The organism is Bacillus sp. 9.4 (assembly GCF_055486415.1).
Genome location: NZ_JBVFMU010000002.1, coordinates 962,907 through 979,083, shown reverse-complemented (window position 1 = coordinate 979,083; position 16,177 = coordinate 962,907). Strand labels below are relative to the sequence as shown.

The following is a 16,177-nucleotide window of genomic DNA, read 5'->3' as shown; positions in this document are numbered from 1 at the left end:
CGTGAGCAAAACGAGGATGGAAAAATTAAAAACGCTGAAAACGATTGCGGAAACCTTAAATCAAGGGCACGATATCAAAGCAACACTGGATGAGGTTTTAAAAGAGTTGCTGAGTCTGACAAACCTTCAATCCGGATGGATTTTTCTGATCGAAGAAGATGGGTCTTATACGTTAGCGGCCGACGCTTATCTGCCCCCGGCTTTAAGCCGCAAGGAAAAAGTGCTGATGTGCGAAGGGGAGTGTTACTGCCTGACGAAATTCAATAACGGAGGGCTTAGAAAAGCTGCAAATATCATGAACTGCAAACGCATCGAATCAGCAGAAAACCTGCATTGTTTTGACACAGAAGGGATTACGCATCATGCAACTGTGCCTTTAGAAGACGGGGACAGAAGATTCGGATTGTTAAATGTAGCGGCGGCCGGAAAAACCATGTTTGATGAGGAAGAGCTGCATTTACTCGAATCTGTCGCCTTTCAGATCGGAACGGCAATCCAGCGTATGAGGCTTTCTGAATATCAACAAAAAAATGCTCTTTTAATGGAGCGTAACCGACTCGCTCAGGAGCTTCACGATTCTGTCAATCAAATGCTGTTTTCCGTCAGTTTAACTGCCAAAGCTGCGAAGACACTAACAAAAGATGAGAATTTACAGCAGATGATTGATTTCATCCAAAACCTATCACAGGACGCGCTCGCAGAAATGAAAGCGTTAATTTGGCAGCTTCGCCCCGGAGGATTGGAAAAAGGGCTGGCTGAAGCCATTAAAAGTTATGGTGCGCTCATTGGATTGAAGATCATTTTTACACAAAAAGGCAGTCCTGTTCTGACTGATGAGCAGGAGCATATGCTATGGCGTGTCGTCCAGGAAGCTTTAAATAACTGCAAAAAGCATGCCGGAACGGATACGGCTTATGTTAGTCTGACTGCTTCTTTGTGCCATGCGGAGCTGGATATAATCGATCATGGGGCAGGATTTCGCTATGAAGCGCATGCCGGTCTGCCTTCACTTGGCATCAAGGGTATGAAAGAACGGGCGGAAAAAGCCGGCGCTAAGTTTTGGATTGAGTCAGCGCTTGGAACTGGAACAAAGCTGTCCATCAGGCTTCCGCTAACAAGCCGAAAAGGAGGGGCGGTATGAAAATTGTCATTGCTGATGATCATCATGTTGTCAGAAAGGGTCTGCGTTTTTTCTTTGCCACCCAGGATGATATTGAAGTTGTCGGAGAAGCTGCAACCGGAATAGAAGCTCTCCGTGTCATCGAAGAGACAAAGCCGGATCTTGTGCTAATGGATCTGTCTATGCCCGAGATGGACGGCATTCAAGCCATTAAAAAAGCAATACAGCAATTTCCGGAGACGGATATCATTGTGCTGACGAGCTACTCTGATCAGGAGCACGTCATCCCCGCGCTTCAGGCAGGCGCGAAGGCGTATCAATTAAAGGATACGGAGCCCGAGGAATTGGTGAAAACACTAAGACAAGTGCATGCTGGAGAATACAAGCTTTCTACAGCTATTATGCCCCATGTGCTGACACATATGAAAAATCAGCACGACCCGGAAAAAGAAAAATACTATCAATTAACAAGAAGGGAAAAAGACGTTCTGACTGAAATAGCAAACGGGAAAAGCAATAAAGAAATCGCAGCAGCCTTGTTTATTTCAGAAAAAACAGTAAAAACCCATGTATCGAATCTTTTAGCAAAACTTGAAGTGGCTGATCGCACGCAAGCAGCGCTTTTCGCAGTGAAATATAATCTGAATGGAGAGATCTCAAAATGAACATGTTAGTCATAAATGGCACGCCAAGAAAACATGGCAGAACAAGAATTGCAGCATCCTATATTGCAGCTCTGTATCACACGGGTTTGATTGATCTAAGCGAGTTTGTATTGCCGATTTTTAACGGTGAAGCTGATCAATCTGAACTGTTGAAGGTACAGGAGCTTAAGCAACGCGTTTCTAAAGCGGATGCGATTGTATTATTATCGCCTGAATATCACAGCGGCATGAGCGGCGCTTTAAAAAATGCCTTGGATTTTCTAAGCAGCGAACAATTCAAATATAAGCCCGTTGCATTATTGGCAGTAGCGGGAGGCGGAAAAGGCGGCATCAATGCGCTGAACAATATGAGAACTGTGATGCGGGGTGTCTACGCCAATGTCATTCCGAAGCAGCTGGTGCTTGATCCGGTGCATATTGATGTTGAAAATGCTACAGTGGCTGAAAACATTAAGGAAAGCTTAAAAGAGCTTGTTGAAGAACTCAGCATGTTCGCAAAAGCAGGAAATCCCGGCGTTTAAACGCCGGGATTTGTTTATGTGAGAAGGGCTATTTGATCTTCATAAGTCAGCTCTGTGGCATGATCAATATAACGGAGAAGGGAATACAGCATCTTTTCTAAAACGGCGTAATCCTGTTCAAAATGATACGCATGCAGAAAATGCTCAATTCGTTTTGACAACAAATCGTCCTCTGTACGCACCATTAAAATTAATAAATTATCCCATTGAGAACGATGGGTGTAATAAAGCGCTTTATCGTAATCGGCATAATCCATGAATCGCTTCTCCTTTCTTGGGTGAGAAGTTCATGATTAGTTTATGCCGCATCCTCTGTTATTGACGGGGCAAAACTTGGCGTCTGCGGCAGTAAAGGGGTAGCAAAATGAGGGAGACATAAAATCAAAATGCCTGAATGAAGATATCGCTTTTGGTAAACCTATGAGGGAACATATTCTGGGTACAGGAGACTGAAAAAATGAAATCTCTGCCGTATACCATCGCGCTTCTTTTTTGCGGATTGATTATCGTGTCAATGGCTGCAAAAGGTCATTCAACGGACACAAACGAGTCCGTTCAAAAGTGGGAACAGCTTGCCTGGAGCAAAATTCAGGATGAATATAAGGACGCTTCATTTTCTGATTATGCTTATATGGGGCGTACAGAGGTGAATGATCAGCAGACGAAAGATGTCTTTCGGGTAACAGTCAGACAAAAAGATGACACTTTTTCTGTTCGGGCCGAAGTCTATTTTCATCCGGTGACAAATCATATGATCAGCATCAACGTCTTTAGGCTCTAATAAAAAACTGTACAGCCGTTAAGGCCGCACAGTTTCTGTTTTTAGAAATATCGTTTTGCACCGAGATAGCGCTGTTTCCAGTAAGAGTTGTTCATATTGGAAATGACAACTCCGGAATCGTTGGCATTTATGAATTCCCCGTTGCCTAGGTAAATTCCGACGTGGGAAGGGCCGGCTTTATATGTTGTAAAGAAAACGAAATCTCCGACAGCAGGCTGGCTAACTGATTTCATTGTGTTCCAATATCCCGCTGCCGTTAATCTAGATACGGAAGTGACTTTGTTCAGTACATAGTAAATGAATCCGCTGCAGTCAAACCCGGACGGTGTCGTGCCTCCCCAGCGATACGGAACCCCAAGCTGCGCTTTAGCGGCCGAAATCATTGTGTTAATCTTCGCACTCGTTGAGCTGGTGGTGTTTGAAGAACCGGATGAAGACGATGATGAAGCTTTTCCGGAAATGACCAGCTTTTGGCCAACCTGCAAGACATCCGTTTTTAAATTGTTTTTCTCACGAATCTGCTGAGCTGTTACATTAAATTTTTGAGCAATCACCCATAAGGAATCACCGCTTTTCACCGTGTATGTAGTCGTCGTGCCGGAGCTTGCATTTGACGAAGAAGACGACGATGAAGAGCCTGAAGATGCTTTACCTGTCAGCTTCAATACTTGTCCAACGTAAAGCACATCTGATTTCAGATTGTTGATATTTCGGATTTGCTGTACAGTCAGGTTATAGTTGTTTGCGATTTTCCAAAGTGAATCACCGCTTTTAACGGTATATTTAGTTGTTGCTGAAGTTTGGTTCGATTTGGATGAAGTGTCTTTAGTAGACGTATCAGAGCCGTTTGATTTTGTTTTCAACACCTGATTCACGTAAATGGTGTCTGATTTTAAGTTGTTCAAGACCTTCAATTCAGCGATGGACATATTGACTTTGTTTGCAATTTTCCAAAGTGAATCTCCAAGCTGCACCTTATATGTTCCCGTAGAAGATGAGGAACTTGAACTCTTATTAGAACTGCTTTTTGAACTGGAGCTTGAGCTCTTGTTAGAGTTGCTTTTTTTACTGGAACTAGAGCTTGAAGAAACAGTACCGGACACCTTTAATTTCTGCCCAGCACGAATTAAATCGCTGCTTAGTCCGTTTAATTTTTTCAGTTCCTGCACCGTCATTTTAAACTCATTTGCGATCAGCCAAAGTGAATCTCCGCTTTTCACTGTGTAAACAGAACTTCCGCTCTTCTTGGTTGTTGAGCTTGAAGTAGATGAAGAAGTGCTGGATTTGCTGCCTGGAATAGTAAGCGTCTGGCCGATCGACAGAACAGTAGTCGAAAGATGATTGGCGGATGTGAGGGCCGCCACACTTGTGTTATAGGTTTGGGCCAGTTTCCATAAAGAATCTCCGCTTTTGACCTTAATCGTTGCTGCTTCAGCTGGTGTCACTACTAAAGTTGTGCCGACAATCGCAGATGCTGTCAGCCCTGCTGCTAATTTCTTTTTCATCTTAGCTCTCCTTTTTCCCCCAATGATTTTGCATTTGCTGTTTCTTTTTTATATCGGCACATTTGTCTCATCGTTTTGCCTTTTTATAAAAATAGCCAAATTATCTTAACAATAAGGGGGAAAAAGGGCATAAAAAAAGAAGGAATCATGGATCTATTCCTTCATTTTTAAAAGCTTCATGATATCTTCCTTGTTTTTGACGAGGTCGCGCAGTGTATATTTGTCTAAAACCGCAAGATAGGCCAAAAGCGCTTCATTCAGCACATGTTTTAAGCCGCAAACCGGGGAAATAACGCAGAGATTCTTGTTCGCATCAAAACATTCAACAATATTAAAATCGTCCTCCGTTTTTCTGACAACCTCACCGATGTTGATGTCTTCAGGTTCCATGCCTAATCGTATGCCGCCGCCCCGTCCGCGTATCGTTTCTACGTAGCCGAGCTGGCCGAGCCTGTATATGACTTTCATGAGATGATTTTTTGAAATAGAATACGTTTCGGCAATCTGTTTTATATTTGAAAGTTCTCCGGGACGCTCTGCAGCCAGAAAAATCAACACTCTTAATGAATAATCTGTATAATTGGTTAACTTCATAATAAGACCTCAGAATAAGACATTTTCTATATCTTATCATAATCGATTGAAAAATGAAAAAAAAGGAATTAAAAAACATGCACCCAGCTGGGTGCATGTTTTTTGCTTACATGTCATTCGGCGGATTTTGGTTTTTACGGTTTTTTTCGATTTCTGTGTTTTGCATTTTGCGTTCAAATGTAGACAGATAACGTGATGCAAAATCCTTACCGCCAAGGCCGAAGGATAAACCGAAAGCGAGTGCGAAGCCGCTAAGAACGATGATGAACGCGGAATTGACGATTGTCGCAGCGACACCAAGCTGATCCAGGGCCATAAAGAAAGCAAGTGCGATAATCGTATATTTAGCAATAGGCGCTAAAGACTTGAATTCCTGGCCTTTTATCATGCTTGCGAGCACTTTTCTCACCAATTCTCCTGCGTAAAGGCCGAGTCCGAGAATGAATACTGCGACAAGGACATTCGGCAGATACGCGATGATGCCAGTGGCAATTTCTACGAGGAAGTGCAGCCGAACAATTTGAAGCGCCTCAGCTGTAAAGAGCAGAATGACAATGATTTGCGCAATCATACCGACAACTTGAGACAAGGACAGCTTTGCAGGCGTTCCGGCATCCATGCCCATTTTCCCTAAGACAGAATCAAAGCCTGCGCGATGGAGCAGTCCGGACACCATGGATTTCACCCATTTTCCTGCCCAGATACCCGCTAAAACAAGCACGATGGCAATCATGATGTTCGGAAGCATGTTTAAAATCGTATTCAGCATAGAGACAGCCGGTTTTGAAATGCCGGCGACATCCAGCTGATCAAGCGCTGAAATGACCACCGGAATAATAATCAGCACATAAGCGATTGTTCCGATGACTGCTGAAAGGCTTGTATCTTTTAAGTAAATTGATAAACCCATACGTGCCGCGAATCTTTCGGTGCCGATGCTTGCAAGGAAATTCGTAATGATATCACGAACAAGGCGGGCAACAAGCCAGCCGATTAATACGATAAGCGCCGCTGCAAATAATTTCGGCAGAAAAGCGAGCACGCTTTCCATCATATTTGTAAAAGGACCTGAAATGCCGCTGATTTTCAAAGAAGATAAGACCCCTGGCAGAAAAACAAGCAGCACGAGATAAAAGACAATTTGTGAAGCGGTATTGACAGCCTGGTGAATATCTTTTCCTTCAGACACCAAATTCCACTTGCGCAGTTTGTCACTCGTGTTCAGCTTCATCCCGATTTTTTTGACAAGGAAGCTCAAAACAGAGGCTGCAGCCCATCCTAACAGCAGAATGAGTCCAGCTTTCAGCACGCTTGGGATCGCGGCTGCAATCGCCGAAAGCATACTGACAAACGGCGATGCCACTGTTGTCAGGTGCAAAATGTTAAAGAATAAAATAAAGACGATGATCAGTGCGATAAAATAAACGACCTTGCTTATGACTTTTTCCGAGGAATAGCGTGAAGGCTTTTTCCCAGCAAAGAGCTTGTCGTCAATTTTTGTTTTGCTGAGTCCTTTGTATACCGCTTTTTCAATGATTTTAGCAATAGCCCAGCCGATTAATAAGACGAGTAAAGCAATGATTACGTTTGGCAGCTTACTGAGATAAGAAGAAAGCACGTCTGCTACATTCAATTGGTATCGCTCCTTTTTCGTAGTATGGTGTGTGTTTACCCACTGATCCAATAAGCAAACAGATGAATGTGCCGGGGGAATTTTTTCTTGCCCGAGTGAGACTATCATCTTTTGTCTGGCGGGCTCATACATTATAGATAAGTCCAAGTAGGGGGGATTCGGTTGAACGCGGAGGAGAAGAAGGGATTACAGCGGGCAATTGAGGAAATTACCGAAATTGCAAAAGGATTCGGCCTTGATTTCTACCCGATGAGATATGAAATCTGCCCGGCTGAAATTATTTATACATTTGGCGCGTACGGGATGCCGACAAGATTCAGCCACTGGAGCTTCGGCAAGCAGTTTCACAAGATGAAGCTGCACTATGATCTAGGGTTAAGTAAGATCTATGAGCTGGTCATTAACTCAGATCCATGCTACGCTTTTTTGCTGGACAGCAACTCACTGATCCAAAATAAATTGATTGTCGCACACGTTCTTGCCCATTGCGATTTCTTCAAAAACAACTGCCGTTTCCAAAACACGAAGCGCGATATGGTGGAAAGCATGGCGGCAACGGCTGAACGGATAAAACACTATGAGCAGGTTCACGGGATTAAAGAAGTCGAATCTTTTTTAGATGCGATCCTTTCGATTCAGGAGCATATCGATCCGTCGTTGGTCCGACCAAAGCTCCAATGGAGTGTGGATGATGAGGAAGAGGAGATTGAAGAGGCAGCCACGCCTTACGATGATCTATGGTCTTTAGATGAAAAGAAACCGAAAAAACAAGTGAAAAAATCGAAAAAACCGTTCCCGCCGCGGCCTGAAAAAGATATCCTGCTTTTTATCGAGGAGCATTCCCGGGAGCTGGAGCCATGGCAGCGCGATATATTAACGATGATGAGAGAGGAAATGCTTTATTTCTGGCCTCAGCTGGAAACCAAGATTATGAATGAGGGCTGGGCTTCCTATTGGCACCAGCGAATTATACGTGAGCTTGATTTAACCTCTGATGAAGCGATCGAGTTCGCCAAGCTGAATGCAGGTGTCGTTCAGCCGTCCAAAACAGGCATTAATCCTTATTATTTAGGGCTGAAAATATTTGAAGACATTGAAAAGAGGTACAACAACCCGACGGAGGAAATGAAGAAAATGGGCGTGCAGCCTGACTCCGGCCGGGAGAAAATGTTTGAGGTCAGGGAGATTGAATCCGATATCTCTTTCATCCGCAATTATTTAACCAAAGAATTAGTCATGCGCGAGGATCTTTATTTGTTTCAAAAACAGGGCCGAGATTATAAAATCATCGATAAACAGTGGAAGTCGGTACGCGACCAGCTCGTAAGCATGCGGGTAAATGGCGGATTTCCATATTTGACAGTAAACGACGGCGATTATATGAAAAATAACGAGCTCTATATTAAGCATTGGTATGAGGGAATAGAGCTGGATTTGAAATATTTGGAGAAAGTGCTTCCTTATTTATTCCAGCTTTGGGGAAGAAGCGTGCACATTGAGTCTGTGCTTGAGGATAAGGAAGTCATGTTTTCGTACGACGGAAAAGGTGTTCACCGCAGATATTTATAAAAAAGAGGATGCAGCGTTCTGCATCCTTTTTATTTTCCAGTTTTTAAAATCTTAAATATGATGTTTGCCTGGTCCGTATTGTTAATCAATCCGCGGAATTTTTCTTTTCCGGGGCCGTACGCGTATACCGGTACTTCTTCGCCGGTATGATCGGTACTCGTCCATCCGCTGTTGGAGCGGGTATTAAAAATCTTGATGATGGCTTTGTAGGCCCCTTTACTTTTGTCAGCCTGTGCAGCTGCTTCAACGCTTTTGATTTCTTCAGATGTGAATTTCAGATTGGCATAGCGGGCGAGCACATCTTTAACCGGCTTGCCTTCACTGATTTTTTTGGCCATGAATTCAGGTGTTTTCTTAGCGGAGAGAATCGGTTCTGCGTGCCAATTCTTTTCCCCGTTTGCGCCAATGGTAAAGCCGCCGGTTGTATGGTCAGCAGTTGCAATCACAAGTGTATGTTTGTCTTTTTTCGCAAATTCAATCGCGGCTTTATAGGCCTGTTCAAAATCTTTAACCTCGCTCATAGCTCCTACTGTATCATTGTCATGGGCCGCCCAGTCAATCTGGCTCCCTTCGACCATCAAGAAAAATCCTTTTTGATTTTGGTTCAGGCGATCAATTGCTGAAACAGTCATTTCTTTGAGAGACGGTGTTTTGCTGTCACGGTCGAGCGCCTTAGCAAGCCCTCCATCTGCGAAAAGCCCGAGCACCTGCTGATCTTTATTTTTCTTCAATGCTTGTTTAGTTGTTACATAGCTGTAGCCGGCTTGTTTGAATTCCTTTGTCAAGTTTCTGTCCTTGCGGTTAAAATAAGATTTTCCGCCGCCGAGCAGCACGTCTATTTTATGTTTGCCTTTTATTTTGTCATCCATATAGCTGTTGGCGATTTGGTCCATGTTTTTCCGTGATTCATTGTGGGCACCATATGCGGCTGGAGTGGCGTGGTTAATTTCAGACGTGGCGACAAGCCCTGTTGACTTGCCTTGCTGTTTGGCCTCTTCAAGTACTGATTTCACTTTTTTCCCGTTTTTATCGACGCCAATTGCATTGTTATATGTCTTAACGCCTGTCGCTAATGCTGTTCCGGCTGCTGCTGAATCTGTAATATTATAGTCAGGGTCATCCGGATGCGTCATCATCATGCCTGTCAGGTTCCGGTCAAATTCTGTTAACTTCGGGTTATTCGGTGTGTCACCGTTATTTTTCATGGAACGGTAGGCTCTTATGTAAGGCGTCCCCATGCCGTCGCCTATCATCACAATGACATTTCTGATCTCAGCTTTGTCTTGTTTTTTGGCGCTGGCCTTTTCTGTTTGCTGCAGCTCAACTCCGGCAAAGATTCCAGCTGTAAGGACAGAAACAGCGGCGATTGGCAGAAATTTTGATTTCATATTTTGAAATAAATTCATTTTCTCATGCCTCCTTTAATGTATTCCGTTTATCATGTTAGGGAAATTTTGTTAAATGCGGCTGTTGATCATGTAAACAATAAGTAAAGCCTTGTAAGGAAATGAAAAAACGCTTTTCGTTATCTTGCCTTATTTGATGTAAAGCATTCATTTTTCAGAAAAATCTTTACCTCTCTGTCTTTGCATGATATGTTTGTTTAAATAAAAAAACTGCGGATAACCGCAGCTCTCCTCGAATATTCTTTATCACTCATTTTTCCGGTATGTGAGCCGACCCCGAAAGTTTTTCATTTATTTCCTTTATGTTGAAAAACATCCCATAAAACATGACAAAAGCACTCGTTTTTTGTCACTTTTGCAACGAAAATGAAATATTTAATACCCTTAAAAACTTTTTTTTAGAACGAATAATTAAGAAATTTGTCACATGAAGTCAAGACTATTTCTGATGGGAATCTATCCTTATAATAGAAATCAATAAGATTAATTTAAAAAAAGAGATACATATATAGAGAGTTAACATTTGGGGAGGAAAATATGAAAAAGCAAATCATTACAGCTACGACAGCAGTTGTTTTAGGATCGACGTTATTTGCAGGAGCGGCATCTGCACAAAGCATTAAGGTGAAAAAAGGCGACACGTTATGGGATCTTTCAAGAAAATACGACACAACGATCAGTAAAATTAAATCAGAGAACCACCTTCGCTCAGACATTATTTATGTGGGACAAACTTTATCGATTAACGGCAAATCTACAAGTTCAAAAAGCAGCAGTTCTTCTTCCTCTTCTTCTACATACAAAGTAAAGAGCGGGGACAGCCTTTGGAAAATTTCAAAAAAATACGGCATGACAATCAATGAACTGAAGAAGCTGAATGGCTTAAAATCAGATTTGCTTCGTGTTGGACAAGTCCTGAAACTGAAAGGTTCAACTAGTTCAAGCAGCTCCAGCTCATCAAAAGTGTCATCGTCTTCAACTTCTACTTATAAAGTGAAGAGCGGAGACAGCCTTTCTAAAATTGCGAGCAAATACGGCACTACGGTTAGCAAATTAAAAAGCTTAAACGGCTTAAAATCAGATGTAATCTATGTCAACCAAGTATTGAAGGTGAAAGGAACAAGCACAAGCAGCTCAAAACCTGCTTCATCTTCATCATCTTCAAGCAGCAAAACGTCATCTACATCACTTAATGTGAGCAAACTGGTTTCTGATGCAAAAGCGTTAGTCGGAACGCCATATAAATGGGGCGGAACGACAACTTCCGGCTTTGACTGCAGCGGATTCATTTGGTACGTACTGAATAAACAAACAAGTGTGGGCAGAACAAGCACTGCAGGATACTGGAGTTCTATGAAGAGCATTGCCAGCCCGTCTGTTGGTGATTTCGTCTTCTTCACAACATATAAATCCGGCCCTTCTCACATGGGGATTTACATTGGAAACAACAGTTTCATTCATGCAGGATCTGACGGCGTACAAATCAGCAGCCTGAACAACAGCTACTGGAAGCCTCGTTACCTCGGTGCGAAAAGATTCTAAATTTTAGAGAAAACCCGTTCATTGGAACGGGTTTTTTTCATTAGACGGAGCACAGGCGTTTTGGTTGCTTCTAAAAATGAAAATGTGATAAAAAATCCAAGAATTTTTTTTCTTTCTTATTTTCATAAAGCGCAATCGCGTAAGCGCCGGCATAGGGCAGCTGTACAGACTGATAAGGAATTCTGATCATCTGTTTCTCTGCTAACTCACGCTTTACTGTAGATAAAGGCAGAAATGAAACTCCGAGTCCTTCCTTGATAAACCGTTTCGTTATATGTGTTTGAGTGACCTTCATTGTTCTCACAAATGGAAATGTCATTCTGACTTGACGGAGCAAGTCGTCCCAGTAATCAGGATGATTATGGGTCAAAAGCAGGTATTGTTCGAGCACCTCTTTGGCATCAATTTCGTTGTCTTCTATGAAACGCTTATCGGGCGGGGCAACAAGGACGACAGGGTCTTTGTATAAGCAGTGGCAGCTTAAAGAAGAAGACTGTACCTTTAAACAGCTTAGTCCGATATCTGCTTCCCCGGCTTTAATCAGTGACGCGATTTCCGCTGATTCGAAAATCGTAACCGCCATTTCTGTTTCCGTATTCATTGCTGTGTACCGTTTCATGACAGAAGGAAGCACAGTATCTGCAATAAGCGGAGAAACCGCGAGCTGTAAGGTTTGAGAGTAGCCTTGTCTCACTCTGTGAAGCTCTGCCATGCTGTTTTCATAATCATCAAGAAGCCTGAGCGCATACGGCAAATACGCCCTGCCTTCATCAGTCAGCTGGATTTGCCTGCCTTTACGCTCGAACAGCTTGCAGCTGATTTCTTTTTCTAATTGCTTGATATGTACGGTCACAGTAGGCTGAGATAAGAAAAGCGTTTCCGCCGTTTTTCGGAAGTTCTCATATTTTGCAGCGGTCACAAAGGTGTGAAGCCATTTGAAATCCATTTCTATTCTCCCTCTGATTAATATTTTTAATTAATTCCCTTTAAAATATTCATTATTTTTTAAATATTATATTTACTATAATAACAGAAAAGGATAGGGGGAATACAAATGGTACATTACGGATTAAAGGGAATTACATGTGTGGAAACATCCATCAGCCATATTGATGGTGAAAAAGGGCGTCTGATTTACAGAGGACATCATGCAAAAGACATCGCACTGAATCACAGCTTTGAAGAAGCGGCTTATTTGATTTTATTTGGAAAACTGCCTTCAACTGAAGAATTGCAGGTATTTAAAGATAAGCTGGCTGCGGAACGGAATCTTCCGGAACATATTGAGCGCTTGATTCAATCACTGCCAAACAACATGGACGATATGTCGGTGCTGAGAACGGTTGTTTCAGCATTGGGGGAAAATACGTACACATTCCATCCGAAAACAGAAGAAGCAATCCGGCTGATTGCAATCACGCCTTCCATCATTGCATACAGAAAAAGATGGACGCGCGGTGAACAAGCAATTGCACCTTCTTCCCAGTACGGACATGTCGAAAACTACTATTATATGCTCACAGGTGAACAGCCTTCAGAGGCAAAAAAGAAAGCGCTTGAAACCTATATGATTCTGGCCATGGAGCATGGCATGAACGCATCGACTTTTTCGGCACGGGTCACGTTATCTACAGAGAGTGATTTAGTGTCAGCCGTCACGGCTGCTCTCGGTACGATGAAAGGTCCGCTGCACGGAGGCGCTCCTTCTGCGGTGACAAAAATGCTTGAAGACATTGGAGAAAAAGAACATACTGAAGCATATCTGAAAGAAAAACTCGAAAAAGGAGAGCGCTTGATGGGATTCGGCCACAGGGTGTACAAAACAAAAGACCCGCGGGCAGAAGCTTTGAGACAGAAAGCAGAAGAGGTGGCCGGCAATGACCGTGATCTTGATCTTGCGCTGCATGTAGAAGCAGAAGCGATTCGTTTGCTAGAAATCTACAAACCGGGACGAAAGCTGTACACAAATGTTGAATTTTACGCGGCTGCAGTGATGAAGGCCATCGATTTTGACGATGAATTGTTTACTCCGACCTTTTCAGCAAGCCGAATGGTAGGGTGGTGCGCCCATGTGCTGGAACAGGCAGAAAACAACATGATTTTCCGCCCGTCAGCGAAATATACCGGTGCCATTCCCGAGGAAGTTCTTTCATAACATATTTTGGCGTTTATTCATTTCTTTCATGTGGTAACGTTCAGTATCAACCACATGTCTAGGAGTGATGAATGTGAACCCAATGGACAGACAAACAGAAGGACAAGAACCGCAGCATCAGGACAGACAGCCGGGCATTGAGTCAAAAATGAATCCGCTGCCGCTGTCAGAGGACGAGGATTATAGAGGAAGCGGAAAACTGAAAGGGAAAGTTGCGATCATTACTGGAGGCGACAGCGGAATAGGGAGAGCAGCAGCTATTGCCTTTGCTAAAGAGGGGGCTGATATCTCCATTCTATACTTAGACGAGCATTCGGACGCAGAGGAAACACGTAAACGGATCGAAAAGGAGAATGTCCGCTGCCTGCTTATCCCGGGAGATGTCGGGGACGAGAACCATTGTGAACAAGCTGTGCAGCAAACAGTCGACCATTTTGGTAAACTCGATATCTTAGTGAACAACGCCGCTGAACAGCATCCCCAGGACAGCATTCTCAATATTTCAACAGAACAGCTGGAAAAAACCTTTCGCACAAATATTTTTTCCATGTTTCATATGACGAAGAAAGCTTTGCCTCACCTGCAAGAGGGGAGTGCCATTATTAATACGACATCGATTACCGCTTATGAAGGGGATACGGCGTTAATTGATTATTCCAGCACAAAGGGTGCGATTGTTTCCTTTACGCGTTCCATGGCGAAGTCGCTTGCAGATAAAGGCATCAGAGTGAATGCGGTGGCGCCCGGTCCGATTTGGACACCGCTTATTCCGGCGACATTCCCTGAGGAAAAAGTGAAACAGCACGGCTTGGATACCCCAATGGGAAGACCGGGACAGCCGGTTGAGCATGCAGGCGCCTATGTTCTGCTGGCGTCTGACGAATCTTCCTATATGACAGGGCAGACCATTCATGTGAATGGCGGACGTTTTATTTCAACGTAATCAACGAAAAACCAGCTCAAGAGCTGGTTTTTTTTTGTGGGGTGAAAAATTTCAAAATAAAAAATTTGTCGATTTTTCTAACAATTTTGTTTTCATTTTTGCAATTTTATATATAATATTGAGTAGGAGAAAGGAATGATTCGCGACCAGTACAAATATAGTAGAAAAAAAGAAAAATGACCATTGTTGCTCGTGAATTCAGAAAATTCAAATAAAATATATAAAAATAGATGATCGGGAGTTGAAGGGGAATGAAAGGGAGCGTTTTTAGGAAGAAAAGCATTCAGGATTTAATCGCTGCGACGAGCGGGGAAAAGTCTTTAAAAAGAGAATTAGGGGCATTTGATTTAACGTTGCTTGGAATCGGCGCCATTATTGGCACAGGGATTTTTGTTCTGACGGGAACAGGCGCAGTCACGGCCGGTCCCGGGCTGACGATTTCATTTGTTGTGGCGGCGTTGGCTTGTTTATTCGCCGCCCTGTCTTACGCGGAATTTGCGTCAAGTGTGCCTGTTTCAGGTTCGGTGTATACATTCACTTATGCGACATTGGGAGAGCTTATGGCCTTTATTATCGGGTGGGATTTAATTTTAGAATACATGCTGGCGGTAAGTGCAGTGTCGGTCGGCTGGTCTGGTTATTTCCAATCGTTTTTATCAGGGCTCGGCATTCATCTTCCGGTTGCTTTAACAGCGGCACCGGGCGCAGTGAAAGGCACTTTTACCCTGTTTAATCTTCCTGCATTCGTCATTGTAATGGCGATCACATATTTGCTTTATTTAGGCATCAAAGAATCAAAAAGAGTCAACAATATCATGGTTATCTTGAAGATACTGGTTGTTCTGCTGTTTATCGCGGTGGCAGCCGTTTACGTGAAGCCGCACAACTGGCAGCCGTTTATGCCAATGGGCTTTGGCGGCGTGTTCAGTGCAGCGGCGCTCGTATTCTTTGCTTTTATCGGATTTGACGCTGTATCCTCTGCTGCGGAAGAAACGAAAAATCCCGCGAAGGATCTGCCTAAAGGCATTATTTTCTCTTTACTGGTCTGCACGATTTTATATGTCACAGTATCAGCAATCATGACTGGGGTTATCCCGTTTGCTCAATTTGCGGGTGTGGATCATCCGGTTTCTCTTGTTCTTCAAAGCGCAGGGCAAAATTGGGTGGCAGGCATCATTGATATTGGCGCCGTGCTGGGAATGACAACAGTTATGCTCGTGATGCTTTACGGGCAGACCCGCGTCATGTTTGCCATGTCGCGTGACGGACTTGTGCCGGGTTCACTTTCTAAAGTGCATCCAAAGCACAAAACACCTTATGTAGCCACTTGGTTTTTCGGAACGATGTCGGCGCTTCTCGGCTCACTTGTTCCGCTGGATGAACTTGCAAAGCTGGTAAACATCGGGACGTTGTCGGCATTTGTCCTGATTTCTGTGGCAGTTATCGTTTTGAGAAAGAAGCAACCGGATCTTCCGAGAGCCTTTAAATGCCCGGGAGTTCCGTTTATCCCAGGCCTGGCGATTCTGTTCTGCCTGTTCTTGATTTTAAATCTGGGATGGGTGACGATTGTCCGCTTCCTAGTGTGGCTGTTAATCGGCTTGGTAATTTATTTCCTGTATTCAAGAAAGCATTCAAAATTAAATCAATAAATAACCTTTTGATAAAGAGAGCGGTCATACAGGCCGCTCTCTTTTCTGTTCCTGGCAAATGAATCTATAGAAATGAAGACAAAAATAAGAGATA

General features: G+C 43.4%; 15 protein-coding genes. 9 read left to right on the top strand and 6 right to left on the bottom strand.

The genetic code is table 11. The features are described from left to right. Nucleotide 1 precedes the first annotated feature (1 nt). From yhcY to yhdA, 3 genes are read left to right on the top strand one after another with little or no spacing between them, the layout of a single operon-like run. A complete protein-coding gene (gene yhcY / locus ACZ07B_RS11635; RefSeq protein ID WP_029726343.1) occupies nucleotides 2–1,141 on the top strand; it encodes a two-component system sensor histidine kinase YhcY in 1,140 nt (379 codons plus the stop codon). Further along, complete coding sequence (gene yhcZ / locus ACZ07B_RS11630; protein ID WP_153255838.1) at nucleotides 1,138–1,785, top strand: two-component system response regulator YhcZ; 648 nt, start codon at nucleotides 1,138–1,140, stop codon at nucleotides 1,783–1,785. The genes yhcY and yhcZ overlap by 4 nt, the downstream gene beginning before the upstream one ends. Continuing rightward, nucleotides 1,782–2,306: an FMN-dependent NADPH-azoreductase gene (gene yhdA / locus ACZ07B_RS11625; protein ID WP_464877204.1), complete on the top strand. Its 525-nt coding sequence runs from the start codon at nucleotides 1,782–1,784 to the stop codon at nucleotides 2,304–2,306. The genes yhcZ and yhdA overlap by 4 nt, the downstream gene beginning before the upstream one ends. Before the next feature lie 14 nt (nucleotides 2,307–2,320). Here yhdA and ACZ07B_RS11620 read toward each other — a convergent pair whose 3' ends face one another. Beyond that, entirely contained in the window at nucleotides 2,321–2,563 is a 243-nt protein-coding gene (locus ACZ07B_RS11620) for a YhdB family protein (RefSeq protein ID WP_003233373.1), read from the bottom strand. A 200-nt stretch (nucleotides 2,564–2,763) separates the two neighbouring features. On the opposite strand from ACZ07B_RS11620, the gene ACZ07B_RS11615 reads away from it, so the two are divergent. Next, nucleotides 2,764–3,087: a YqzG/YhdC family protein gene (locus ACZ07B_RS11615; protein WP_024573280.1), complete on the top strand. Its 324-nt coding sequence runs from the start codon at nucleotides 2,764–2,766 to the stop codon at nucleotides 3,085–3,087. Between the two features lie 41 nt (nucleotides 3,088–3,128). Here the strand turns inward: ACZ07B_RS11615 and lytF are convergent, their stop codons facing one another. The 3 genes from lytF to ACZ07B_RS11600 all read right to left on the bottom strand — a co-directional run bounded on the left by lytF (nucleotide 3,129) and on the right by ACZ07B_RS11600 (nucleotide 6,819). Then, the gene (gene lytF / locus ACZ07B_RS11610) at nucleotides 3,129–4,592 is read right to left on the bottom strand and encodes a peptidoglycan endopeptidase LytF (RefSeq protein WP_464877203.1); all 1,464 of its coding nucleotides are present in this window, start codon (nucleotides 4,590–4,592) and stop codon (nucleotides 3,129–3,131) included. A gap of 153 nt (nucleotides 4,593–4,745) precedes the next feature. Then, complete coding sequence (nsrR, locus tag ACZ07B_RS11605) at nucleotides 4,746–5,186, bottom strand: nitric oxide-sensing transcriptional repressor NsrR (RefSeq protein WP_014479293.1); 441 nt, start codon at nucleotides 5,184–5,186, stop codon at nucleotides 4,746–4,748. 106 nt (nucleotides 5,187–5,292) lie between these two features. Continuing rightward, nucleotides 5,293–6,819 (bottom strand): mechanosensitive ion channel, encoded by a 1,527-nt coding sequence (locus ACZ07B_RS11600; RefSeq protein ID WP_464877202.1) that lies wholly within the window; start codon nucleotides 6,817–6,819, stop codon nucleotides 5,293–5,295. A gap of 162 nt (nucleotides 6,820–6,981) precedes the next feature. Here ACZ07B_RS11600 and spoVR point away from each other — a divergent pair, with 162 nt between their 5' ends. After that, nucleotides 6,982–8,388, top strand: coding sequence for a stage V sporulation protein SpoVR (spoVR, locus tag ACZ07B_RS11595; RefSeq protein WP_003233364.1), 1,407 nt, complete (start codon nucleotides 6,982–6,984; stop codon nucleotides 8,386–8,388). Between the two features lie 29 nt (nucleotides 8,389–8,417). Here the strand turns inward: spoVR and phoA are convergent, their stop codons facing one another. Next, nucleotides 8,418–9,794 (bottom strand): alkaline phosphatase PhoA, encoded by a 1,377-nt coding sequence (phoA, locus tag ACZ07B_RS11590; RefSeq protein ID WP_464877201.1) that lies wholly within the window; start codon nucleotides 9,792–9,794, stop codon nucleotides 8,418–8,420. Between the two features lie 537 nt (nucleotides 9,795–10,331). On the opposite strand from phoA, the gene lytE reads away from it, so the two are divergent. Continuing rightward, on the top strand, nucleotides 10,332–11,336 hold the full coding sequence (lytE, locus tag ACZ07B_RS11585) for a peptidoglycan endopeptidase LytE (protein ID WP_003244816.1): 1,005 nt from the start codon (nucleotides 10,332–10,334) through the stop codon (nucleotides 11,334–11,336). A 70-nt stretch (nucleotides 11,337–11,406) separates the two neighbouring features. Here the strand turns inward: lytE and citR are convergent, their stop codons facing one another. Continuing rightward, a complete protein-coding gene (gene citR / locus ACZ07B_RS11580) occupies nucleotides 11,407–12,282 on the bottom strand; it encodes a transcriptional regulator CitR (RefSeq protein ID WP_003233357.1) in 876 nt (291 codons plus the stop codon). Nucleotides 12,283–12,390: 108 nt separating this feature from the next. Between citR and citA the strand changes: the two genes are divergently transcribed. The 3 genes from citA to bcaP all read left to right on the top strand — a co-directional run bounded on the left by citA (nucleotide 12,391) and on the right by bcaP (nucleotide 16,083). Beyond that, nucleotides 12,391–13,491 carry a citrate synthase CitA gene (gene citA, locus ACZ07B_RS11575; protein WP_464877200.1) on the top strand — a complete coding sequence of 367 codons (1,101 nt, stop codon included), beginning with the start codon at nucleotides 12,391–12,393 and terminating at the stop codon, nucleotides 13,489–13,491. A gap of 73 nt (nucleotides 13,492–13,564) precedes the next feature. Then, nucleotides 13,565–14,434 carry an SDR family oxidoreductase gene (locus ACZ07B_RS11570; RefSeq protein WP_015483011.1) on the top strand — a complete coding sequence of 290 codons (870 nt, stop codon included), beginning with the start codon at nucleotides 13,565–13,567 and terminating at the stop codon, nucleotides 14,432–14,434. Nucleotides 14,435–14,685: 251 nt separating this feature from the next. Further along, a complete protein-coding gene (bcaP, locus tag ACZ07B_RS11565) occupies nucleotides 14,686–16,083 on the top strand; it encodes a branched-chain amino acid transporter BcaP (RefSeq protein ID WP_003233350.1) in 1,398 nt (465 codons plus the stop codon). Nucleotides 16,084–16,177: the final 94 nt, after the last annotated feature.